This window comes from Streptomyces sp. NPDC048560 (assembly GCF_040650955.1).
Classification (GTDB): Bacteria; Actinomycetota; Actinomycetes; order Streptomycetales; family Streptomycetaceae; genus Streptomyces.
The window spans coordinates 28,856-51,565 of the sequence record NZ_JBEZIJ010000002.1 but is presented as its reverse complement, the minus strand read 5'-3'; the positions used below and the strand labels follow the sequence as shown (position 1 = coordinate 51,565).

Genomic DNA, 22,710 nt, shown 5'->3' with positions numbered 1-22,710 from the left:
TTGCCTCCCCGTGCCATCTCCTACCATCGTTCGAACACGGCCCGCAGATCATGGCCGTTGGTCCCCGTACCGCACGTGGTGGAACTCGCCACTCCGTTCAGATCGGCTTTGGGTTGAAGTCACACATCTCGCATCTGACCGTGGAGAACTTCCGCACGCTCGCCCAGGTGGAGCTTCCCCTAGGGCCGCTCAGTGTGATGGTCGGTCCGAACGGTGCCGGCAAGTCCAACGTCATCCACACCTTCGAGTTCCTCGCCGACATGGTCCGAACTGGCCTCCAGCAGACGCTCGCAGAACGGAGCGGCTTCCCCGCAGTCGCCTATCGCGGCGGAGGAGCCGCCCCGGCTGTCATGCGGTTCGGCCTTCGGGGTAGATGGACCGAGCACGCCACAGAAGACCAGCCTGACGAGTACCGGCTTTCTCTGCTCTACCGGAAGGGCCGTGGCGGGTCGGCCGACAATCGTGTCCTCTCCCGTGCGGAACACCTGGTGGAGCATCACACGTCGACTGCCCCGACGACCGCCGACTCGAGCAGCACCACAGTGCGGCTGTCGGATCCACGCGCTGCGCTCGCGACCACAATCAGCGAGCACAAGATCGACCGTCTCCACAGTGTCCTGGAACCCCCCACGGCCGCCGCCTCACCTTTCCTCTCCACGCCTCACCTCGCGCAACATCTCACCGCGATGCGGGTATTCGACGTTGACGTGCGCGCGGCGAGGCGACCGGCCGCCATCGGATTCCAGGAGGGCGTCCTGCTGGCCGACAACGGCGCCAACCTGGCAGACTTCCTCCAGGAGATCCGGAAGAACCACCCGAATCACTGGGACAACTACATGGCGGACGTCACCGAGGTTCTTCCGCAGATCGAGGCTATCGACTTCCCCCTCGCGCCCGGCCGGGTCGACCGGGTGGCCGTTGCCCTCACCGAGCGTGGCCTGCGTGGAACCACCAGCCTGGCTGACGCGTCCTTCGGCACCGTCCGTTTGCTCTGTCTGCTCGCCCTCTTCCACGATCCCAACCCCCCGATGCTGACCTGCATCGAAGAGATCGACCACGGCATCCACCCGCATGCGCTGACCCTCCTCGCCTCCCGCCTCCGGGAAGCAAGCGAGCACACACAGTTCCTCGCCACATCGCACTCTCCGGCCTTCGCCGACCAGTTGGCGGCCGAGGAACTCGTCATCTGCGAGCGCGACGAACGAGGACGATCCAGGATCCCCGCAATCGAGGCGTCACATATCGAGGAAATCGTCGAAGCCTCCGAAGGTCTGCCGCTCGGCGATCTCTGGTTCTCCGGCGCCCTCGGAGGCACGGCGTGGTGAAGAGAGGGCGGCCGGAACAGGCACAGCGCGACAAGAAGAAGCGGTTCATAGCCGTCGCGGGTGAAGGACTCTTCGACCGAAAGGTCTTGGGACACCTGATCTCCGAGCTCCATCCGGGGACCTGCCCGAAGATTGTCCACATAGGCAAGCAGATCCATCTGGCCGCAGCGGACAGGCAGTTACGCCCCCGTCTGGATGAGCTGAGGAGGCTAGCTCAGGCCATGGAGCGGAGCCAGGGCGCGACTCTCGCAGCGATCGCCGTCCATGTCGACTTCGATGGAGTGGAAGGGCCGGACTACGCGAAGACCCGGCAGCGCATCTCCTCAGAGCTTGAAAACATGTTCTCCCCTGGCTGCGATACCGCCCTCGCGCTCTCCGCGTTCGAGATGGAGGCGTGGCTCATGCTTTTCCCTGATGCGTTCCCCAAAGTCCGGCCGGGCTGGAAGCTCAGCGCCCAAGAGTGCCGCAGGAACCTTGGCATGATCGAAAATGCCAAGGAGCACCTGAAAAGGCTGCTGAAACAGCCTCCGTACCGCGAGTCGGATGCCCCTGCCATCGCAGAGCAGGCGGCCCGTCTGAAGCTGGTCGTCCCAGCCCCCTCGGGGACCAGTCGCTCCTACGTCGACTTCGCCGGAGATCTGTCCAAGTGGCGGAAATAGCACCCAATGTGTCCTGGTCGCTCAGCGCGGATCCCTACACGGCGCACCCGTCACGAATCCTCCTGCCGCGGCCTGAGCGCGGCAGGAGGACCGGCTCACAGGATCTCAAGCAGGCTGACCCTCAATCGCCAGCCCGACTAGACCGGCCCACGCCTGCGAAGAAACCGTAAGGATCGGCCCTGGCGCAACCTTCGAGTCGCGTACGTGCACAGTGGCGTTCCCGACGGCGACCTCGACGCACTCGCCGCCCTCCTCGCTGCTGTAGCTGCTCTTGAACCAGGTCAGGTCCTCGACCGCCTCGCGCTCAGTCCCCTGAACTCTCACAGTTCTCCCAGAAGCTTCTCGATGAACGCCGACGACTCCCGTGGCGTAAGCGCCTGGGCACGAAGGATTCCGTACTTGGCCTCCAGCCTTCGCACGGAGGCCCGATCCGTGTGCACCCGGCTCACGTTCTGCACTTCAACGTACGCGATCCTCCGCCCCTGCTTCGTCTCGATCAAGGAGAACGGACCGGCCATGCCCGCGTTCTCCTCGCGGTCGAGCGGCATCACCTGGATCTCGACGGTGCGGAGCTGCCCCATGAGCAGGATCTGCTCCAACTGGCCACGAAGGACGTCCCGTCCGCCCATGGGCCGCCGCAGAACGGACTCATCAACCACAAAGCTCGTCAAGGGTGCCGAGCGGCGCTCGAATACCTTTTGCCGCTCCATGCGCGCGACCACCCGCTGTTCGATGGCTTCCTCATCGAGCGGCGGCCTCACGATCCCGAACACCGCCCGCGAGTACTCCTTCGTCTGGAGAAGCCCCGGCACTGCCTGATTCGCGTACACATGCAGTTCGACCGCCTCGGCCTCCAGCTTCGGCACTTCTCGGAAGAAGGGCGGGTACTGCGCTTCCGCGACCCCCTCCTTGAACACCTTCAAGGCCCCACCCGCCCCCAACACCTCATCCGCCCGGTCGATGAACGTCCCCGGCGGAATCCGCCTCCCCTGCTCGAAGGACCCGATCGTCGACGCCGAGTACCCCGTACGCCTTCCGAGTTCCGCCCGGTCCAGCCCTTCCTTCTCGCGCAGCAGCTTCAACAGCTTGCCGAAGGCGACCACGATGCCCGATCCCGGCAGGGCCTCCGGCCGCGTCCCGTCGCCGACGTCACCGCACTCACCGTCATCGCCGTACTCACCCCGCCCGTCGCCCCACCGCTCGTCCATGCGCCCCGCCTCTCCCGAGAAGACCGGATGTCCCGCCCAACCCCTCGCCCTGGACAGGGTCACGGCCCACACCGCGTACAGAACACGCCGGTCCGCGTACGACAGCCCCGCCGTCACCGCGTCACCTCTGGTCACGCTACGCGACGGGCCGTCACCGTAGAGGCATGACCAGCAATTTCGCTCCCCACACCGATCCCGCCCAACGCCCGGCCCTTGAGCACCACTTCGCCATGGCCTTCAGCTCCACCCCGCGTGGTGCCCGTCTCGCCCGTCGCCTCACCTCCACCCGCCTCGACACCTGGGGCATCCCCTACGACACCGACGTCCACGACGCCGTCCTCCTGGTCGCAGCTGAGTTGTGCGTGAACGCCGCCACGCACGGCCGAGTCCCCGGCCGCGACTTCGGCCTCCGCGTGACCGCCGACGCAGCCTGCGTACGCGTCGAGGTCGACGACACCCGCAGCGAGCGCCTTCCGTCCCTTCCCGCGCCGCACGAGGAACTGACCACGGCGGGCCGTGGCCTCCTCCTGGTCGCCGGCCTCGCCACCCGCTGGGACTGGCACTACCGGGTCCACGCCCCAGGCAAGACGGTCTGGGCCGAGGTGGCGCGCACGTCCCGACCGCACGGCGATGCGTCCACACCTCTCTATCTCAAAAAGGAGTAGTAGGCTGGCGCCACGCCATGCAGGAGGCTGGAGGAGGCCACCATGCCCGAACGGCAGCACTCGCTGTACGTGGACACTTCCGTATGGAAACGCGCAGGTGAGAAGAGCAAGCAGCGTGACGGCCGCCCGATCGGCTGGACCGGCGGCCGCCTCGTCGCCGCCTACGGCCACGGCCGGATCACTCCCGACCCCGCGGACAACCCGGCAGCCGCCTCGCGCACCGCGAAACTCATCAAGATCGGCGATGCCGACTGGACGGCGGCCGAGCACCGCGCCGCGCAGGGCGGGACTTCGATCTCCGCCGCTTTCGAGGCGCTACTGGTGGCCTACTGCGACGGTCGGCTCAAGATCGTCACCACCGTCGTACAGGAACCGGCCACGGCCGCCTGATCACCCCGTCACGAAAGGGCTCAAGCTCATGAGCACAGCCGCCCACAGCGCCAGGGGCGTCCCACCCATGCCCGAGCGGAACCCCAAGGCCCTCCGCGCCGCCATCGCCCAGTACGCGCCGCAACTCCTCGTGGACTTCGACCGGCACTGGCGCCGCGACATCGCCGACGCCTACGACCTCGCGCCGGTGCCCGCCTTCATGGCCCGCTGGTGGGGCGAGTACGCCCTCGCCCGCGACCCGCGGAACGAGGCCACGGTCCACCGCCTGGAGGACGAGGCCGGCCAGGAACCGGACTACGCCCGCGCCAAGGCCCTCATCGAGGAAGCCGGACGCATCCGCCGCACGGTGGCGCAGGTGAACCCCGGCCAGTGACAAGCGAATTCATGGGTCCGCCCTGGCAGGCCGACTGGACCAAGGGAGCCGAGGGCAACCGCAACGCCCTCCCCGAACCAGCCCAGGCCCTTGTCGCCGCCGCCCGCGCCGAGCTGGTCACCGCACAGGATCCGTACTTCCTGGGCATCGACGCCGACAGGGGTCTGGCGGCCGGGATGAGCGTCGAACCGGTCCAGTCCACCCGCCCACGTGGCGAACACATCCTTTACTTCGACTACGGCCGCGGATGGCTGAGGTACCACTTCACCGCCCGCGCCACGGACCCACAGATCGTGATCGACGAGTGCTTCTGGCAATAGCCCGACACCTGCCGTCCTGGAGCGAGCGGCACATGGCGGGCAGTCCCATGGCGAGCGATTGAGGGCGGCACGCACGCGATCACCGTACGGAGGCCGGGGCACGGGCCCGATGCGGAACCGGCCGGGCCGGGGACCTTGGCGGATCCCCCTCGGTTGTCAGCGGGCGGGGATACCGTAGGCGCTGATCATCGTGCATGTTGTCCGCTTGTCACTTCGGAGGGTCCCCGCCGTGAAGCCCACTCTGGCCGCCGCGCAGCTGCGGGGCAGTCTGACGCAGTACCTCACGACGACGTACGCGCTGGCGGACGAGGACACGCGGCGGGCGCTGGAGCGGTTTCTCGGGGACCCGGAGGCAGGGATCTTCCGGGGGCCTTACCTGCGGATCAGGACGCCGTTCCACACGGCGGAGGCGGGCTGGGAGTCTGCGGTCGAGTGGCGGCCGGGGTTCGCTCCGTACCGGCACCAGGCGAAGGCTTGGCAGCGGCTGAGTACGCGGCACGGGGCGGCGGAGCCGACGCTGGTGACGACGGGGACGGGCTCGGGCAAGACGGAGTCGTTCCTGATGCCCGTGCTCGACCACTGTCGGCGGGAGAAGGCGAAGGCCGGGGGCGGGAGCGGGGTCAAGGCGGTCCTGCTGTATCCGATGAACGCGCTGGCCACGGACCAGGCAGGGCGTATCGGCGAGTACCTGGCCCAGCCGGAGCTGGCGCAGGTCACGGCCGGTCTGTACATCGGGGACCGGCCGGACACGGAGTTCCGACGGGTGATGACGCGGCGGGAAGAGATGCGGCGCACGCCGCCGGACATCCTGATCACCAACTACAAGATGCTGGACCTGCTGTTGCAGCGCGCCGAGGACCGCGCGCTGTGGGAGGGCGCAGAGGTGCGGTACGTGGTGCTCGACGAGTTCCACACGTACGACGGCGCTCAGGGCACGGATGTGGCGATGCTGCTGCGGCGGCTCGCGCGGACGGTCGGCGAGTCGCGGCCGGGGCGGCCGCTCGGGGCCATCTGCCCGGTGGCGACCTCGGCGACGCTCGGCGAGGGCGGCGGGGACGGCCTGGCGATCCGGCAGGTCGCCGAGCAGGTCTTCGGGGTGCCGTTCGGAGCGGACGCGGTGATCGGGGAAGAGCGGCAGCGGGCCGACGAGTTCTCCGGCGACGTGGACTACACGCTGCCCGAGCCACCGGACCCGAGGACGGTCGTGGAAGTGTCCGGCGGGCCGGACGTCGTGTCGCGGCCCGAGGCGCTGGATCTGGACGCGCTCGCGGAGAAGATGCTGGGCCGCGGCGGGCTCGACCCGTTCCAGCTGGGGCGGATGCTGAAGCGGCACGACTTCACGCACGGGGTTCTCTCCCTGCTCGACGGGGAGCCGCTCGACGAGTGGGGGCTGCGGGACCGGATGGCCCGGTTCGGGTACGCGTGGGCGCGGACGGCCCGGGAGAACCCGCGGCTGGCGCTCGACGCCCTGGCGAGAGTGGTGGCCCTGTTGTCGTCGGCCCGCGATCCGGAGTCCGACGAGAAGCGGCCCAGGCCGCTGCTGCACATCGAGGCCCACCTCTGGGTGCGGCCTGTCAGCCGGGTCCTTCGCGGGGTGGGGTACACGCCGGAGTTCCGGTGGTACGAGGACGAGCGGGCGGCGGCGCGTCGCGTCGCGACGGCCGGGCCTTCGGCCCCGGGCGCGAGCGGCGAGGAGTCGACCGACGGTTCGGCCAGGCTGCCGGTGGTGGATTCGCGGCGGGCCGCCGCTCTGCCCGGTTCCGACACGGCCTGGCGGCCGGCGCAGGTGCTGCTTCCGGCCGTGTACTGCCGGCACTGCGGGCGTTCCGGGTGGGCGGCGCTGTCTCCCGAGTCGGATCCGCAGGCGCTGGTGATGAGCGCGGACAAGGTGTGGCGGGCCGGCACGGGGCGTGACAAGCGGCGGTTGCGGTACTTCATGGTGGCGACCTGGGGTGAGGCGCGGGCCGCCGTCGACGCCGCCTCGGGCAAGGGAGGCGCGGCCGGCGAGGCGGGTACGGTCGTCGTGCTCGACGGCGCGCAGGGCACGTACCGGCTGCCGGTGGCGGGCGACGCGGAGGCGGAGCTGCAGGACGCCTGGTTCGCGCGGGCGCTCCTGGAGAAGAAGACAGCGGACCGGGCGGCGAAGGACGACCGCTGTCCGGCGTGCAACACCGACAACGGCATCCGCTTCATGGGCACCGCCCTGGCCTCACTCGCCTCGGCCACGGTGACGCAACTGTTCACCGGCGGGCAGGTGGCGCTGGAGGCGGAGGAGCGCAAGACGCTGCTCTTCAACGACTCCACGCAGGACGCCGCCCACCGCGCCGGATACGTGGCGAACGCCTCGTACAAGTTCTCGCTGCGCTCGCTGCTCGTGCACAACATGGAGGAGTCCGGTGCCCCGCTGGCCCTCAACGACCTGATCGGCAGCATCCTCGACACGGTCGATGACCCACAGGCGCTGGCCGCCGTGGTGCCGCCGGACCTGCACGACGAAGCGGGCGTGGACCGCCTCCTCTCCGGGCGAGGAACCGGCGACGCCCGTACCTGGAAACTGATCGGTGAGCGGCTCGCGTTCGCGACGGTGATGGAATTCGGACTGCGGTCCCGGCTGGGCCGGACCCTTGAACTGACCCGTACGGCTGCCGCCGAGGTCGCGCTGGAGGATCCGGGGAGGATCGCGGCACTCGCCCGGGACATCCATCTGTCACTGCCCGGGCAGCTGGTGACGGACGGCGGTCTGGCGACCTCTGACCGGTATCTGGCCTTCGTGCGCGGTCTGTTGGAGCGCGTCCGGGTGCGGGGCGGGGTGCGGCACCGATGGCTGAACGACTGGATCAGGGAGGCCGGCACCAACCGGTTCAAGATCTGGGGCGGGCGGCCGGAGGGCATGCCCGCGTTCCCCGACGGGGTCGCCGCGCCGCGCTTCCTCCTTGACGGCCCGAAGGACAACACCGCCTTCGACACGGTCGGCGGGCGCAGCGCCGGGCGGGTCGGCTGGTACCAGGACTGGGCCATGCGCTGCCTCGGCCTCGACGCGACCGGGGCCACCGAGTTCCTGCGCCGGCTGCTTCCGGTCCTGGTGGACGAACGGGTGCTGTCCGCGCGGACAGCACTCGACCGCGCGACCCGGGTATACGGGCTTCAGCCCGGCCACATCGAGGTGCGGCTGCTCGACGACGCCGTGGTCAACAAGGCGTACGTGAGCTGCGAGGAGTGCGGCTGGGAGCAGGTGGTGCCGCCGGAGCGGAAGACCCGTTGGTACGGGCATCCGTGCCCGCGGTTCCGGTGCACGGGCATGCTCACCCCGCCGCAGCTGGACCTGAGCCTCTCGGCGGCCGCAGGTCCGGCGGCGGGCGAGATCGCGCAGACCCGGGACTACCGCGGCGACTACTACCGGCGGCTGTACCGCACCGGTGGCACGTTCCGAGTGGTGACCGCCGAGCACACCGGCATGCTGACCCGGCCCGAGCGGGAGAAGGTCGAGCGGACCTTCCGCGCCGGCACCCACTACACCGATCCCAACGTGCTGTCCTGCACGCCCACCCTGGAACTGGGCATTGACATCGGGGACCTGTCGGCCGTCCTGCTCGGCTCGCTTCCCGCGGGCCCGGCGAACTACGTGCAGCGGGCGGGCCGGGCCGGCCGCAAGACCGGCAACGCGCTGATCGTCGCCTTCGGCGGACGCCGCCCCCGTGACCTGTACTACCTGGATGCACCGCGCGAGATGATCGCTGGAGACATCGTGCCGCCGGGCTGCTACCTGTCGGCCGTGGAGATCCTGCGCCGCCAGTACACCGCGCACCTGCTCGACCTGGCCGCGCGCGGCGAACTCCGCACCGGGGACGGTGAACTGCTCCAGCCTGTGCCGCGGCTGGTGTCGGCGTTGTTCGGCACGACGGGATGGTGCCAGGACCTCTCCGATGCGGCGCTCACCCACGGGGCGCGCCTGGTCGAGTCGTTCCTGGAGCTGTTCCCGGTGGGCAAGGACGGCGAGGAGGACTTCGGGGTCTCCCAGCACGCGGCCGACGAGCTGCGGGAGTACGCCACCGCCGGCATCGCGCGGACCCTGCAGGAGGCCGAGGAGGAATGGACCGCGCGCCGCGAGGAACTGCGTCGGCGGCTCTTCGCCATCGACGAGGCCCTGGACCGTCTGGTCAGTACCGGTGACCGCGAACAGGACGACGAGCGAAAGGAGTTGAGGGCCGAGCGGCGGAGCACCGGGGACCTGATGCGTGAGCTGAGCCAGGCGAGCGCGCACGGAGCGCTGGTCGATCTCGGCCTGCTGCCGAACTACAGCCTCGCCGACGACATCACCCAGCTGGAGGCCACCCTCTACTGGTCGGAGTCGACCGCCGAACCCGAGGACGGCGAGAGCGAGAGCGACGCGGGCCGTGGCACCGGCGGCGAGAAGAAGACGTACCGCAGTGAAGTACGCGACTACGAGCGTTCCCGCAAGCTCGCGCTGACCGAACTGGCGCCGGGCAACACCTTCTACGTCAACGGCTACAAGCACCGGGTGCGGGCCCTCGACATCGGCGGTCCGGAGCGCCGCGCCTGGGCGGAGTGGCGCCTCTGCCCGGCCTGCGGCTACTGCCGGACCGAGAACGCCGTGAACGACACCTCCGCCTGCCCCCGTTGCGGATCGCGGGAGATCGCCGACGCCGGGTGCGTAGCCCGCGTGCTGCAGCCCAAGCGGGTCCTCGCGCGTGACAAGCGGGACGACGCGCGTGTCCGGGACGACCGGGACGACCGCGAACGCACCCGGTACTCGCAGATCACCACCGTGGACATCGACCCCGCCCTGATCGCGAAGGGATCCTGGCGGCACGACACAGCCGTGTTCGGCGCGGACTTCACCCGCCGCGCGACCGTACGCACCCTCAACCTCGGCATCGACCGACAGGACGGCAGCAGCACCGTGTCCCTGGCCGGCGAGGACGTCCGGCTCAACCCGTTCCACGTGTGCACCGAGTGCGGTGGCGCGACCGCCGACGGCCGGCCGGTCGTCGAAGCCGCTCAGCAGGAGCTGAGCGAGTCGGTGGGCCGCGCCACCAAGGCCAGCGCACACCACCTGCTGTGGTGCCCGCGCCGACGGCTGCGCGGTGGCGGCCAGGAGCAGGGCCGGGGTGAAGACGTCCCCCTGCTCCTCGCCCACGAGCTGACCACCGAGGCGGTACGTATCCTGCTGCCCGCGTCGGTGGCCCGGGCCAAGGAGCGTCTCGCCTCCTTCACCGCAGCCCTCTTCGCGGGCATCGCGGCCCGCTACGGCGGCGACCCCGACCACATCGACATCGCCGCCGCCTCCATGCCGGACGGCTCCGACTCCGACTGGCCGCGCCGTTTCCTCGTGGTGTACGACCGGCTGCCCGGTGGCACCGGCTATCTGCACCGGCTCGCCAGTGCCGAGGGATTCCGTGAGGTGCTGCTGAAGGCGCGGGAGGTCATCGAGAGCTGCCCGTGCATCGCCAAGGGCCTCGACGGCTGCCACCGCTGCCTGCTGCGCCGGGTGCCTGCCGGGGAGTACGACCGGGTCAGCCGCAACGAGGTACGGCACATGCTGGACGACCTGCTCGGCGCGGACGGCGAACGCTGGGCCACCTCCGAGGTCACCTCCACCCGGCAGATCTCCATGGACCAGCAGGCCGAGAGCGACCTGGAGGTGATGTTCCTCGACGCCCTGCGAGAGTGGGCCGGGCTGCCCGAGTCGCGCGCCACCGCCGACGCCTATGTCACCCCGGCCGGCGCCCACGCCCTGGACCTGCGTCTGACCGGTGACGGCGGCAAGACCCTGAGCTGGCGGGTCACCCAGCAGCGGGTCCTCGACGGCACGCGCCCTGACGTCCTCTTCGAACGCCTCGACGCCCCCGGTCCACGCGTCGCGCTCTACCTGGACGGTTACGCCTTCCACGCCGGTCGGACCCACAACCGGGTCGAGGGCGACGCGACCAAGCGTGCCCGGCTCCGCGCGGAGGGGCTTCGGGTCTTCGCGCTCACCTACGCCGACGTGAAGGAATGGAAGAAGGGCCTCAAGGACACGGGCTACGCGGGCGCCGGCCCCGCCGACCCGGTATGGCGTCCGTACGGCGAATCAGGCCAGAAGCAGGCTCGCGCCTACTACGCGAACGTGCGACACGGGCTGCCCGGCGAGCTCGCCGAGACGGTGTGGACCAACCCCGCCCGGACGCTGATCGCCCACCTCAGGGACCCGGACGCCGGGCGCTGGCTGTACCGCGTCGAGGCGGCACTCGCCGGACTCATCGGCTCGGGGGCCCGGGGTGGAACCCCCCTCCCCGGCGACACGGGTCCGCAGATCGTCGCGGCCCTGGGCGGCGCGGTGCCCGTGGGCACCGGCGGGCAGGTCCAGGTGCTGCGTGCGACGGCCGGCTCCGGCTGCCCCGTGGTGCTCGCCGCGGACCAGCGCCGCAAGCCCCCTGTCTGGACGGGCCTGACCGTCCTCGACGACCGTGACGCCGTGTACGCCGACGAGGACGCGCACCGGCGGCGTTGGCAGTCCTGGCTGTACTGGGGCAATCTCCTGCAGTTCCTGGAACACGGCGGCGGCGACAGCGCCCAGCTGACCTGGGGGCAGGTCGCCGGATTCCCGGTGGAGGCCCTGGCCGCCGCAGGCGGAACAGGCTGGCTGGAGAGCGTGCGGATCACCCTGGCGGCGGAGACCGCCGTGCAGACGGCGAACGTCTCGGACACACCGAGCGAGGACACAGACCAGGCAGTCACAGCCGTACGGGGTGACGGTCTGCGGGCGGACGCCGGGCAGCAGGCCGCCGCTCCCGCCCGTACGACCGCGTCGGCGCCGATCGTGGCAGAGTCCGGCCCCGGTACCCGGTGGGCGAAGGTCCTCGAATTTCTGGACCCCGACGAGCCCGGTCTGGCCTCCCTCGCCGAGCGCCTCGTCGCGCTCCGAGTGCCTGCTCCTGAGGACGGGTTCGAACTGGACTCGCACGGTTGGCTGGCCGAGTTGGCCTGGCCGGACGCCCACATCGCCGTCGTCCTCACCCACCGTCCGCCGCAGGGAGAGGACTCCGACCCCGAGGCCGACGACCGCGACCGCGCCTTCGAGGCCGCAGGGTGGCAGGTGCGGCCGGCGACCGAATGGGACGCCGAGGAGATCGCCCGCATGATGTCCGTATCATCATCATCGTCATTGGGCAGTGCGTCGGCTGACCGGGAAGAAGAAGACCGCAGCATGGGCAACGGGGAGACCACGTCATGAGCAATCGGAACGTGACCCTGCGCCTGCTCGACAAGGCGGACAAGGAGATCCTCAAACTCCCTCGCTCGGTCAAGGGCGCCGTCTACGACTTCCAGCACAAGTTCCGCGACCACCCTGAGACCGGCGGGCTACGGCTCAAGCAGCTCCAGGGCTACGACAAGCTGTGGTCGGCGCGGGTCAGCGATGATTACCGGGCACTGCTGCTCCGGCTCGCCGCCGACGACTGGTTGATCGTCTCCGTCCGGCACCGCAAGGATGTCTACGACCGTCTCGCGTACGCGGTCAACCGGGTCACCGGTGGCATCGAGTACGTGAACCTCCAAGTCGTCGAGGAGCAGGTCCTCGCCGAGCGCCTGCCGCCCTCCGAGCCGGCCGCCCCCGCACCGCAGGCACCGGTTGTCCCGGTACCGCTGTTCACCCGGTGGACCGAGCAGCAGCTCACCGAGCTGGGTGTCGCCGCCTCCCTGGTCCCGCTCATCCACGCGCTGACCACCGAGGACCAGCTCCTCGGTTTGATCGAGCACGCCCCGCAGCTGACCGGCGAGGTTCTGCTCGCGCTCCACGACGGCACACCTTATGACGAGGTCCTGGAGCAGGTGACCGCCCCGGTCGCCGCCCCGGAGCCGGTCGATACCGACGACTTCCAGGCCGCTGTCGAACGACCCGCGACCATCGTCACCACCACCGACGAGGCCCTGCGCGAGGCCCTTGAAGGCGGCAACTTCGGCCGCTGGAAGGTCTTTCTGCACCCCACGCAGGCCAAACTGGTGACGCGCGACTACAACGGCCCTGCGAGAGTCGGCGGCGGCCCCGGCACCGGCAAGACCATTGTGGCGCTCCACCGCGTACGGCATCTCGTCCAGCAACTGCACGCAGGACACGACAAACCGATCCTGCTCACCACCTTCAACAAGAACCTTGCTGCGGAGCTCCGTTCCCGCCTCCTCGAACTGGGCGGCGAGGAACTCCTCGCGCGGGTCGAGATCAGCCACGTCGACCAACTGGCGCTGCGGGTGGTCCGGGAGGCCGAGCCGGGCAGTCGCAAGCAGACCCTCGACGATGCCCAGGCCGTCCGGGAGTGGCGGACCATGCTCGCCGAGTTGAACGAAACCGGCTGGGACGCGGAGTTCCTCCACGAGGAGTGGACGCAGGTCGTCCTCGGACAGGCGATCACTTCCCGCACCGACTACTTCCGGGCACGCCGGGCAGGACGCGGCAAGAACGTCACCCGGGCCGAACGCGCCGAGATCTGGCAGCTCGCCGAGCAGTTCTCCCAGCGCCTCGACCGCCTCGGACGGCAGACCTGGGACCAGGTTGCCGAACGGGCCGCCCGCCTGGAGACCCAGCGCGAGCAGCGCATCCGTAGCATCGAGCGGCAGCGCGACGAAGCCGGTGGTCTCGACAACATCCACATGCAGGCAGGCTCCGGCGGCTGGCTCCGATACCGCTACCGCCACATCGTCGTGGACGAAGCGCAGGACCTGCACCCCGCCCACTGGAAGATGCTCCGCGCCATGGTCGCCCGCGGCGGCAATGACATCTTCCTGGTCGGCGACACCCACCAGCGCATCTACAAGAATCAGGTCACCCTCGGCAGCCTGGGAGTCAACATTCGCGGCCGGTCCGCGAAGCTCCGCCTCAGTTACCGGACCACCCGCCAGATCCTCCGCTCCGCACTCGAGGTGCTCAGCCAGGAGACCTACGACGACCTCGACGGCAGCACCGAGACCCTGGCCGGCTACCGGTCGGTCCTTAGCGGGGGCTCACCGGGCCTGCACGGCTGCACGGACTGGGAGGCGGAGCGTGACGCGATCGCCGACCTGATCGAGTCCTGGGGCGACATTCCCCCCGAGCAGATTGCGATCTGCGTGCCCACCAACGCGATGGCGTCCGAGATGGGAAGCACCCTGGCCCGCCGTGGCATTCGACCGGTCGAAATCGGTTCGGACGGCCCTCGCGGGGACGCTGGGGTGCACATCGGAACGATGTACCGCTTCAAGGGCCTCGAATACCAGCGCATGGTGATCGCCGGCGTGAGCGACGGCCTGATCCCACGCGAGGCCGTTAACCGGTACCGAGCCGAGGACCCGGTCCGCTACCGCCGCGAGGTACAGCGCGCCCGCTCCCTCCTGTTCGTGGCGACCACCCGGACCCGCGACAGCCTCGACATCTTCTGGCACGGACAACCCAGCCCATTCCTGCACCCGTTGATCGCCGCGAAGCGGTAGCCGGACGATCCACACGAGACCGATCACCGATGCCGCGCGGGTAGTCGAGGAGGCCCGCTACCGCGTCAGGCGTGGATTGGATCCCATGGCCGAACTTGGCCCTACCGAGCGCACTTCGTGCCCTCCTCGTGATCGCACAGAAGCGATCTTCACTCGCAAGAAGGCAGATCGGAAACGCTCAGTACAATCGCTGTGTTGAGGATCCGCGGTGGCTTCGTCGACATCGGTTGCTGCTGGTCGAGCAGTGCGAGACGCTTTCGAAGCCGTACATCGAGCTCGACAGCCTTGCGGTGGACGCTGTTATGGCCGTCTTCCGCAGGCCGCGTATGTGTCCCATGAGGTGCCCGATCCCTCGTGGACCCCGGATGTTGCCGGGCGCGGGTGCACGAGGGACCAATGGCGAATGAATGGAAGCGGGTTCAGACCGTGACGGGCCTGCCGTCCTCCAGCTCGACCGTGCCGGCCCCGGAGTGCAGGACCGTGAGCGCGGCCTCCACCCGCAGGCCGAGTGTGCCGAGCAGATGGTGTCCGAGCCCGCGGGGCTCCACGAGCTTCCAGGAAAGGAGCTCCTCCTCCTGGAGCCGGATCGCGGCGAACTGCGCCTGGGTGAGCACACCCCCGTCGTACAGGTACGCGGCGATGGGCGGGCGCCCGCTGCCGCGCGCCCAGTCGACGGCCAGCAGCCTGCCCGGCTCCAGATCGAGGCCGATCTCCTCCGCCGTCTCACGGCGCGCGGCCTGCCGGGGGCTCTCGCCCGCGTCCGACTCGACGGTGCCGCCCGGCAGTGCCCAGCCGGCACGGTAATTGGGCTCCACGAGGAGGAGGCGCCCGTCGCCGTCGCGGAACAGCGAGGCCGCTGCGGCCAGGACACGGGGCAGGCCCGCGATGTAGGTGGCGTAGTCAGTGGTGGTCACCGGGGCAGCGTAGTGGGGCGCGGTGGCCCGGTCGCTGGACACCCATGGGCAGATCAGGGGTGGTCCCGATAGGGTCGGGGCGGCGCGACTGCCTGTTCGAAAGCAAGGGATGCAAGGTGACGGACGGAGCAGTGATCAAGACCGCCCGCGTGCTCGTCGCGGCGGACAAGTTCAAAGGCTCGCTCACGGCCGTACAGGTCGCGGAGCGGGTGACGGCCGGGCTGAGGCGCGCCGTTCCCGATGTGCGGGTGGAGACCCTGCCCGTCGCGGACGGTGGCGACGGCACGGTGGCGGCGGCGGTGGCCGCCGGATTCGAGCGCCGTGAGGCGCGGGTGACCGGGCCCCTCGGGGACGCGGTCACCGCGGCGTACGCGCTGCGCGGCTCCACCGCTGTGGTCGAGATGGCGGAGGCCTCGGGCCTCCAGCACCTGCCGGCGGGAGTGTTCGCCCCGCTGACGGCGACGACGTACGGCTCCGGCGAACTGCTGCGGGCCGCGCTCGACGCGGGCGCCCGGACCATCGTGTTCGGGGTAGGCGGCAGCGCCACCACGGACGGCGGCGCGGGAATGCTCGCCGCGCTCGGAGCACGGTTCCTCGACGCGGACGGCAAGCCCGTCGGCCCGGGTGGCGGCGCGCTGGCGGACCTGGCCGATGCGGACCTCACCGGGCTCGACCCCCGCCTCGCGGACGTCGACCTGATCCTGGCCAGCGACGTGGACAACCCGCTGACCGGGCCCAAGGGCGCGCCCGAGGTGTACGGGCGGCAGAAGGGCGCGACGGAGGACGACATCGTGCTCCTCGACGCGGCCCTCACGCACTACGCGTCGGTCCTCGGCCCGGACCACGCCGCGCTGCCCGGCGCGGGGGCGGCGGGAGGTATCGGTTACGGCGCCCTCGTGGCGCTCGGAGCCCGCTTCCGCCCCGGGATCGAGGTCATGCTCGACGTCCTCGGCTTCGCGCCGGCGCTGGCGCGCGCGACCCTGGTCATCACCGGCGAGGGCTCGCTCGACGAGCAGACCCTGCACGGCAAGGCCCCGGCGGGCGTCGCCGCGGCCGCCCGTGCGGCGGGGGTGGAGGTGGTCGCGGTGTGCGGGCGCCTGGCCCTCCCACCGGAGGCCCTGGGCCGGGCCGGTATCCGGCGCGCGTACGCCCTGACGGAGCTGGAACCGGACCCGGCGGTGTGCATGGCGCAGGCGGGCCCGTTGCTGGAACGAGTGGCGGAGTCGATCGGGCGGGACTTCCTGCTCTGACGGACGGGGTGTGGGGGGTCAGGCCCCTCCACACCCCTGAACGGCCGCTCGCCGGAGACCGAGCCGGTCCGTCGGTCACCGGACCGGGTACAGGGGCGGAGCCCCGGGGCACCGGCGACCGTCCCCCGCCGGTCACCTCACCGCCGTCAGGCGGAACGCGTCCAGGGCCAACGTCATCTCGATCAGCTCACGCGGCCGTGACAACGACCGCGACGTGAGCGACTCCAGCCGCCGCAAGCGGTTGAACACCGTGTTCCGGTGACAGAACAACCGCCCCGCGGCCCGCCCCGCCGACCCACCGCACTCCAGCCACGCGTCCAGCGTCTCCACCAGCAGCTCACGCTCCGCCGGTTCCAGCGTCAGCAGCGGTCCGAAGACATCGGTGACCAGCCGCGCCGAAAGCTCCGGCTGGCTCACCAGCAGCGCAGTCGTCAGCCGGTCCTCCACGCGCACGATCCGCCTCGAGCCCGCCGCGCACGTCAGCAGCGCCGCCTCGGCCAGCCGCCGCGCGCCGTCCAGCCCGGCCAGACCCTCCACCACCGGGCTGATCCCGCCCGGCCCGGGGCACCGGCCCACCAGCACGGCGGTCAGTTCCTCAAGCCCCCGGTCCCCGAGGGCGACGACGGCGATCTCCTGGTCCTCCCGCGCCCGCCACCAGAACCGCATCCCCTCCACGTCCACCGCCCCGCGCACCGGCCCGGGCCGTTCGACGCGCAGCACCGCCACCGCGTACCGCCCGTGTTCCGGCAGCCCCAGCCCGGCGGACGCCCGCTCGGCCAGGTCCGGCGACGCCCGGCCCTCCAGCAGCGCGTCGAGCAGCGCCCGGACCCGCTCGTCACTGCGCCGCTGCATGGTCTGCTCCCCGTTCCGCGGTCCCCTCGGGCTCTGCGGCCGCTCATCGCTGGTGAGAATGCCACCGGCGTGGGAGGGGTCACCAGCACCTGGCGCCGCACTGTGCGCGTGCACAACCGCGCCCTTCGGACGCTGGTCACCCGCATCGTGTCGGCCCCACGCCGTGGACGCACGGCGCGCCCGGTGCTGGTCTGTGGCACCACACCACGCACTGCACACGACAACGACAAGGCGGAAGGAGGAGGACGCATGGCAACGCTAGAGATCCGCGCACTGTCCGTGGGCTACGGCCCTGTACGGGCCCTGCGCGACGTCTCCGTCGACGTGCCGGCCGGCGCGATCACCGCCGTACTCGGTGGCAACGGCGCCGGCAAGACCACGCTGCTGCGGGCCGTATCGCGGACCCTCGGCTTCCACCGCGGGACGGGCACGGGCACCATCCGCTTCGACGGCCAGGCCCTGGAGGGGCTGCGGCCCGCCCAGGTGGTGGCCGCGGGAGTGGTCCAGGTGCCGGAGGGGCGGCAGGTCTTCGCCCGGATGACGGTGGCCGACAATCTGCGGGCGGGCGCACTGGGTGCCCGCGGCGGACGCAAGTCCGTGACCGCCGCACTGACCCGCGTACACGAGCTGTTCCCGGTGCTCGCCCAGCGCGCGCACCAGCGGGCCGGACTGCTGTCCGGCGGCGAGCAGCAGATGCTGGCCATGGGGAGGGCGCTGATGGCCGGCCCCAGGCTGCTCCTGCTCGACGAACCGTCACTCGGCCTCGCCCCGCTGATGGCCCAGAAGATCGCCGAGACCGTGCAGGAGATCAACGCCTCCGGCACCTCGGTGATGCTCGTCGAACAGAACGCGTCCATCGCCCTGCGGCTCGCCACCACGGCGTACGTCCTGGACGTGGGCGAGGTCGCCCTCGAAGGCCCGGCCGACGAACTCGCGGCGTCGGACGAGGTACGGCGCCGCTACCTGGGCGTCGTCGACGAGACGGCCGCCGAGGACGCCGGCCGTGCGGAAAGCGCCGCGCGCACCCTGAGCAGGTGGTCCGCGTGAAGAGCGCACCAGCGCCCACCGAGGCCACGACGGCACCGGCCGCACTCGCCGTCCGGGACGTGACCGTACGGTTCGCCGGGCTCACCGCCCTCGACGCGGTCTCGTTCACCGTCGAACCGGGCAGCGTCCATGCCGTCATCGGCCCCAACGGGGCGGGCAAGTCCACCTGCTTCAACGTGCTCTCCGGCGTCTACCGGGCGACCTCCGGGACCGTGCACCTCGGCGACACGGAACTGACCGGCCTCGCCCCGCACCGGATCGCCGCACTCGGCGTGGCCCGCACGTTCCAGAACCTGGCACTGCCCCCGCACGCCACCGTCGCCGAGAGCATGCTGCTCGGCCGGCACCGACTCACCCGTTCCGGGTTCCTGGCCACCGGCCTGTGGCTCCCCTCCGCCGCACGCGAGGCCAGGCGCCATCTCGAACGGGTCCGCGAGATAGCCGAGTTCATCGGCCTGGACAAGGAGCTGGACCACCCCGCGGGCGCTCTCCCGTACGGGAAGCAGAAGCTCGTCGAACTCGGCCGCGCCCTCTGCATGGAACCGCAGGTCCTGCTCCTGGACGAGCCCGTCGCCGGGATGACCGCCGACGAACGGCGCCGCGTGGCGGCCGTGGTCGCCGGTGTACGCGACAGCCTCGGCATCTCCATCGTGCTGGTCGAGCACGACATGGGCGTCGTGATGCGGCTCGCGGACGCCGTGACCGTACTCGACTTCGGACGCAGGATCGCGGACGGCACACCCGCCGAGGTCCAGAACGACCCGGCCGTCGTCCGGGCCTACTTGGGGGCACAGGAATGACCACCTTCATCGAACTCCTCCTCGGCGGCCTCTCCATCGGCTCGGTCTACGCGCTGATCGCGCTCGGCTTCGTCGTCATCTTCAAGGCCACCGAGGTCGTCAACTTCGCCCACGCCTCACTGCTGCTGGCCGGCGGATACGTCACCGCCGTGCTCCACGACGACATCGGCTTCTGGCCCGCGCTCGGCGCGGGCATCGCGGGCGCCGCGGTCGTCGGCGCCGGAGTCGAGTTCTTCGTGATGCGCCGCTACCGGGGCAGCGACCACAGCGTGCTGGCCATCGTCACCATCGGCGTCGACATCATCCTCGTCACCGAACTCACCCGTCGCATGGGCACCGACGTCATGGCCCTCGGCGACCCGTGGGGCGATGACGTCGTCAGCATCGGGGGGATCACCCTCGCCGAGACGCGCATCGCCGCGTTCCTCGCCGCAGGACTCCTCATCACGGTGTTCCTGCTCGCGTTCCGGTTCACCTCCTGGGGTGTGTCGATGCGGGCAGCCGCCGAGAACCCGCAGACCGCGGCCCTCATGGGCATCAAGCTCGGCAGGGTCTCGCTCTCCGCCTGGGCGGTCGCCGGCGCCCTCGCGGCCGTCGCCGCGCTGTTCCTCACGGTGTTCCCGACCCCCGGCCTCGAACGGGCCACCTCGCTCGCCGCGCTCAAGGCGTTCCCCGCCGCGATCCTCGGCGGCCTCGACTCGACGACGGGCGCGCTCGCCGGAGGACTCATCGTCGGCGTCACCGAATCACTGGCCACCGGCTACCAGAGCGACCTGTCCTTCCTCGGACGCGGTATCGGGGACCTCGCGCCCTATCTGGTGATGGTGATCGTCCTGCTCGTCCGGCCCGCGGGACTCTTCGGCACGAAGGAGCTCGCCCGTGTCTGACACCGTCGAATCCGCCACGGCGGCCCCCGCGGCACCGCCGGACAGCACACCCGCACCGGCGGGCAGCCTCCGACGGCTGCGCACGCCCCGTACCTACCTCTGGCTCGTCGGCTCGGTCCTGCTCCTCGTGCTCCCGTTCTACCTGGACCGCTTCTGGCTCCAGGCGGGACTGTTCGCGATGGCCGCCGCGATCGGGGCCATCGGCATCAACCTCCTCACCGGCACCACCGGCCAGCTCTCCATGGGCCACGCCTTCTTCCTCGCCGTGGGCGCGTACAGCTACTGCATCCTGGCGGGGGAGAGCAGCACCGAGAACGGGCACGCGCTCACCGGCCTCGGCCTTCCCACCTGGCTCGCGGCGATCCTCGCCGTCCTCCTGGCGGGCGCGGCGGGCGGGGTCTTCAGCCCGATCGCGGGCCGGCTGCGCGGCGCCTACCTCGGCATCGCCACGCTCGCCCTGATCTTCATCGGCCAGCACGTGCTGTTCAACGCGGGCTCCCTCACCGGCGGCTTCAACGGCCGCCCCGTCCCGCCGCTCTCGGTCTTCGGGTTCACCTTCGACGACACCGAGGTCGTCATCGCGGCGGTCCCCTTCCAGTCCTCCGAGAAGCTCTGGTACGTGGCGCTGCTCGCCCTCCTGCTCAGCGGGCTCTTCGCCCGCGGGGTACTGCGCGGCAGGCCCGGCCGGGCGCTCAACGCCATCCGTGACCACCGGATCGCCGCGGGTGTCATGGGCGTCCCGGTGGCCCGCTACCGGGCGGGCGTCTTCGTCCTGTCCTCGATGTACGCGGGCCTCGCGGGCGTCCTGCTCGCACTGGTCTTCCAGCGGACCGTGCCGGAGTACTTCGGCATGATCCTGTCCCTCGAGTACCTCGCCATGATCGTCATCGGCGGGCTCGGCAGCGTCGCGGGAGCCGTCGTCGGCGCCGCGTTCGTCTCGCTGCTGCCACAGGTGCTCACCCACTACAGCGACTCCCTTCCCCTGGTCTCCGCCCCGGGTACGGGCGGTCTCGCACCGGGTGAGGCATCGCGCTATCTGTACGGCGCCGCGGTGGTCGCGGTGGTCCTGTTCCTGCCCGGCGGCCTTACGCGTCTGAAGAAACCAGGGGAGAAGAAATGAAACTGCGAGTGATCCCGGCCGTATGCGCGGCCCTCACCCTCACGCTCGTGGGATGCAGCGGAAAGGCCGCCGACAACGGCGGCGACAAGCAGGACAAGAGCGGAGTGAAGACCGGCGAGGGCGTCACCGCCTCGACGATCACACTCGGCGCCCTGACGGACATGACCGGCGTGTACGCCTCGCTGGGCAAGAGCGTCACCCAGGCCCAGCAGCTGTGGGTGAAGGAGACCAACGCGGCGGGCGGCATCTGTGACCGCAAGGTCGCGCTGACGGTCCGCGACCACGGCTACGACCCGCAGAAGGCGATCGCCGGATACACCGAGCTGGAGCCGGACGTCCTCGGCTTCACCCAGTTCATCGGCTCCCCGTTCGTCGCGGCCGTCGAGCAGCGGATCGACACGCAGGACAAGGGCCTCGTGCTGCCGCAGGCGTGGTCGGCCAACCTGCTCGGCTCCAAGTACGTCCGGGTCATCGGCGCCACGTACGACGTCGAGACGATCAACCTGATCGACTACCTGCTCACGGAGAAGCGCATCGCCAAGGGCGACAAGATCGGCCACGTGTACTTCGAGGGCGACTACGGCGAGAACGCCCTGGCCGGCTCGAAGCACGCGGCGAAGGAGGCGGGCCTCACCGTCGTCGAGCAGAAGATCAAGCCGACGGACAACGACATGACGGCGCAGGTCTCCGCGCTCAAGCAGGCGGGCGTGAAGGCCATCGTCCTCAGCGCCGGCCCCCGCCAGGCGGCCTCCCTGGTCGGCGTCGCCGCCGCCACCGGCTTCAACGTCCCGGTGGTCGGCAACAACTCGGCGTACGCCCCGCAGCTCCTCAAGACCCCGGCGGGCCCGGCCCTGCTCAAGGACTACTACATCGCCTCCTCCACCCTGCCGATCGGCGACCCGGGCGCAGGCCCGGCGAAGCTCGCCAAGGAGTACGCGGCCCAGTACCCGAAGGACGGCCTCGACAACGGCGTCGTCGCCGGATACTCGGCGGCGTCCGTCTACGGCGAGGCACTGAAGAAGGCGTGCGAGGCCAAGGACCTCACCCGCGAGGGCGTCGACAAGGCGCTGCTCACCCTCACCGCGTACGACAACGGATTCGGGATCACGCACAACTTCTCGGACCCGGCGGCCCCCTCCACCCGCCAGAGCGTCATCATGAAGCCGGACGCCGCGGCGCCCGGTGGCCTGAAGGTGGTCCGGCCGGCCTCGGTCGCCCCCGCCGCCGAAGGCTTCACGCTGAAGCCCTGACCCACCGCACCGATGCTCTGAAGCCCTGAAGGGGCCCGGCCGACCGGCCGGGCCCCTTCAGCCGTTTCCCCGGCCCCTGTCTGCCCCCCGCGCCGGGCCCCGGCCCCCCAGGTCCACCACCCGGCTCCCGCAGCCGCTACGAGCGGCCCAGGTCCGCCACCCGGCTCCCGGAGCCGCTACGAGCGGCC

At 70.7% G+C, this 22,710-nt stretch carries 18 protein-coding genes; 14 read left to right on the top strand and 4 right to left on the bottom strand.

The features are described 5' to 3' along the window. Positions 1 to 113 precede the first annotated feature (113 nt). Both AB0C82_RS07000 and AB0C82_RS06995 read left to right on the top strand, forming a co-directional pair. On the top strand, positions 114 to 1,325 hold the full coding sequence (locus AB0C82_RS07000) for an AAA family ATPase (RefSeq protein ID WP_362838346.1): 1,212 nt from the start codon (positions 114 to 116) through the stop codon (positions 1,323 to 1,325). Further along, a complete protein-coding gene (locus AB0C82_RS06995) occupies positions 1,319 to 1,984 on the top strand; it encodes a hypothetical protein (protein ID WP_362837170.1) in 666 nt (221 codons plus the stop codon). Before AB0C82_RS07000 ends, AB0C82_RS06995 begins: the two co-directional genes overlap by 7 nt. A 105-nt stretch (positions 1,985 to 2,089) precedes the next feature. Here AB0C82_RS06995 and AB0C82_RS06990 read toward each other — a convergent pair whose 3' ends face one another. Beyond that, positions 2,090 to 2,308: a DUF397 domain-containing protein gene (locus AB0C82_RS06990; RefSeq protein WP_362837168.1), complete on the bottom strand. Its 219-nt coding sequence runs from the start codon at positions 2,306 to 2,308 to the stop codon at positions 2,090 to 2,092. Further along, entirely contained in the window at positions 2,305 to 3,192 is an 888-nt protein-coding gene (locus AB0C82_RS06985; RefSeq protein ID WP_362837166.1) for a helix-turn-helix transcriptional regulator, read from the bottom strand. The genes AB0C82_RS06990 and AB0C82_RS06985 overlap by 4 nt, the downstream gene beginning before the upstream one ends. A 164-nt stretch (positions 3,193 to 3,356) precedes the next feature. On the opposite strand from AB0C82_RS06985, the gene AB0C82_RS06980 reads away from it, so the two are divergent. The 6 genes from AB0C82_RS06980 to AB0C82_RS06955 all read left to right on the top strand — a co-directional run bounded on the left by AB0C82_RS06980 (position 3,357) and on the right by AB0C82_RS06955 (position 14,402). Continuing rightward, complete coding sequence (locus tag AB0C82_RS06980) at positions 3,357 to 3,857, top strand: ATP-binding protein (protein WP_362837164.1); 501 nt, start codon at positions 3,357 to 3,359, stop codon at positions 3,855 to 3,857. A 42-nt stretch (positions 3,858 to 3,899) separates the two neighbouring features. Beyond that, positions 3,900 to 4,247 carry a hypothetical protein gene (locus tag AB0C82_RS06975; RefSeq protein WP_362837162.1) on the top strand — a complete coding sequence of 116 codons (348 nt, stop codon included), beginning with the start codon at positions 3,900 to 3,902 and terminating at the stop codon, positions 4,245 to 4,247. 28 nt (positions 4,248 to 4,275) lie between these two features. Further along, a complete protein-coding gene (locus AB0C82_RS06970) occupies positions 4,276 to 4,620 on the top strand; it encodes a DUF6247 family protein (protein WP_185297432.1) in 345 nt (114 codons plus the stop codon). Continuing rightward, positions 4,617 to 4,940 carry a hypothetical protein gene (locus tag AB0C82_RS06965; protein ID WP_362837161.1) on the top strand — a complete coding sequence of 108 codons (324 nt, stop codon included), beginning with the start codon at positions 4,617 to 4,619 and terminating at the stop codon, positions 4,938 to 4,940. The genes AB0C82_RS06970 and AB0C82_RS06965 overlap by 4 nt, the downstream gene beginning before the upstream one ends. 229 nt (positions 4,941 to 5,169) lie before the next feature. Further along, on the top strand, positions 5,170 to 12,174 hold the full coding sequence (locus AB0C82_RS06960; RefSeq protein WP_362837159.1) for a DEAD/DEAH box helicase: 7,005 nt from the start codon (positions 5,170 to 5,172) through the stop codon (positions 12,172 to 12,174). Next, positions 12,171 to 14,402 carry a UvrD-helicase domain-containing protein gene (locus AB0C82_RS06955; protein ID WP_362837157.1) on the top strand — a complete coding sequence of 744 codons (2,232 nt, stop codon included), beginning with the start codon at positions 12,171 to 12,173 and terminating at the stop codon, positions 14,400 to 14,402. Before AB0C82_RS06960 ends, AB0C82_RS06955 begins: the two co-directional genes overlap by 4 nt. Positions 14,403 to 14,821: 419 nt before the next feature. On the opposite strand, the gene AB0C82_RS06950 is transcribed toward AB0C82_RS06955, so the two are convergent. Continuing rightward, a complete protein-coding gene (locus AB0C82_RS06950; RefSeq protein WP_362837155.1) occupies positions 14,822 to 15,316 on the bottom strand; it encodes an NUDIX hydrolase in 495 nt (164 codons plus the stop codon). A 134-nt stretch (positions 15,317 to 15,450) separates the two neighbouring features. Here AB0C82_RS06950 and AB0C82_RS06945 point away from each other — a divergent pair, with 134 nt between their 5' ends. Then, entirely contained in the window at positions 15,451 to 16,566 is a 1,116-nt protein-coding gene (locus AB0C82_RS06945; RefSeq protein ID WP_362838343.1) for a glycerate kinase, read from the top strand. Between the two features lie 132 nt (positions 16,567 to 16,698). Here AB0C82_RS06945 and AB0C82_RS06940 read toward each other — a convergent pair whose 3' ends face one another. Continuing rightward, positions 16,699 to 17,418 carry a helix-turn-helix domain-containing protein gene (locus AB0C82_RS06940; protein WP_362837153.1) on the bottom strand — a complete coding sequence of 240 codons (720 nt, stop codon included), beginning with the start codon at positions 17,416 to 17,418 and terminating at the stop codon, positions 16,699 to 16,701. Between the two features lie 249 nt (positions 17,419 to 17,667). On the opposite strand from AB0C82_RS06940, the gene AB0C82_RS06935 reads away from it, so the two are divergent. Genes AB0C82_RS06935 through AB0C82_RS06915 form a run of 5 tightly spaced genes read left to right on the top strand, consistent with a single transcriptional unit; the run spans position 17,668 to position 22,522 of the window. Continuing rightward, positions 17,668 to 18,465 (top strand): ABC transporter ATP-binding protein, encoded by a 798-nt coding sequence (locus AB0C82_RS06935; protein WP_362837151.1) that lies wholly within the window; start codon positions 17,668 to 17,670, stop codon positions 18,463 to 18,465. Then, the gene (locus tag AB0C82_RS06930) at positions 18,453 to 19,265 is read left to right on the top strand and encodes an ABC transporter ATP-binding protein (RefSeq protein ID WP_362837149.1); all 813 of its coding nucleotides are present in this window, start codon (positions 18,453 to 18,455) and stop codon (positions 19,263 to 19,265) included. The genes AB0C82_RS06935 and AB0C82_RS06930 overlap by 13 nt, the downstream gene beginning before the upstream one ends. Beyond that, positions 19,262 to 20,152, top strand: a complete 891-nt coding sequence (locus AB0C82_RS06925) for a branched-chain amino acid ABC transporter permease (protein ID WP_362837147.1) — start codon at positions 19,262 to 19,264, stop codon at positions 20,150 to 20,152. Before AB0C82_RS06930 ends, AB0C82_RS06925 begins: the two co-directional genes overlap by 4 nt. Beyond that, on the top strand, positions 20,145 to 21,272 hold the full coding sequence (locus AB0C82_RS06920; RefSeq protein ID WP_362837145.1) for a branched-chain amino acid ABC transporter permease: 1,128 nt from the start codon (positions 20,145 to 20,147) through the stop codon (positions 21,270 to 21,272). Before AB0C82_RS06925 ends, AB0C82_RS06920 begins: the two co-directional genes overlap by 8 nt. Further along, complete coding sequence (locus tag AB0C82_RS06915; RefSeq protein WP_362837143.1) at positions 21,269 to 22,522, top strand: ABC transporter substrate-binding protein; 1,254 nt, start codon at positions 21,269 to 21,271, stop codon at positions 22,520 to 22,522. Before AB0C82_RS06920 ends, AB0C82_RS06915 begins: the two co-directional genes overlap by 4 nt. Positions 22,523 to 22,710 lie beyond the last annotated feature (188 nt).

Excerpts from the sequence above, each read along its gene's own strand:
- AB0C82_RS06980 (WP_362837164.1), top strand. The coding sequence starts at position 3,357 with ATGACCAGCAATTTCGCTCCCCACACCGATCCCGCCCAACGCCCGGCC.
- AB0C82_RS06925 (WP_362837147.1), top strand. The coding sequence starts at position 19,262 with ATGACCACCTTCATCGAACTCCTCCTCGGCGGCCTCTCCATCGGCTCG.
- AB0C82_RS06955 (WP_362837157.1), top strand. The coding sequence starts at position 12,171 with ATGAGCAATCGGAACGTGACCCTGCGCCTGCTCGACAAGGCGGACAAG.
- AB0C82_RS06935 (WP_362837151.1), top strand. The coding sequence starts at position 17,668 with ATGGCAACGCTAGAGATCCGCGCACTGTCCGTGGGCTACGGCCCTGTA.
- AB0C82_RS06940 (WP_362837153.1), bottom strand. The coding sequence starts at position 17,418 with ATGCAGCGGCGCAGTGACGAGCGGGTCCGGGCGCTGCTCGACGCGCTG.
- AB0C82_RS06970 (WP_185297432.1), top strand. The coding sequence starts at position 4,276 with ATGAGCACAGCCGCCCACAGCGCCAGGGGCGTCCCACCCATGCCCGAG.
- AB0C82_RS06975 (WP_362837162.1), top strand. The coding sequence starts at position 3,900 with ATGCCCGAACGGCAGCACTCGCTGTACGTGGACACTTCCGTATGGAAA.
- AB0C82_RS06915 (WP_362837143.1), top strand. The coding sequence starts at position 21,269 with ATGAAACTGCGAGTGATCCCGGCCGTATGCGCGGCCCTCACCCTCACG.
- AB0C82_RS06985 (WP_362837166.1), bottom strand. The coding sequence starts at position 3,192 with ATGGACGAGCGGTGGGGCGACGGGCGGGGTGAGTACGGCGATGACGGT.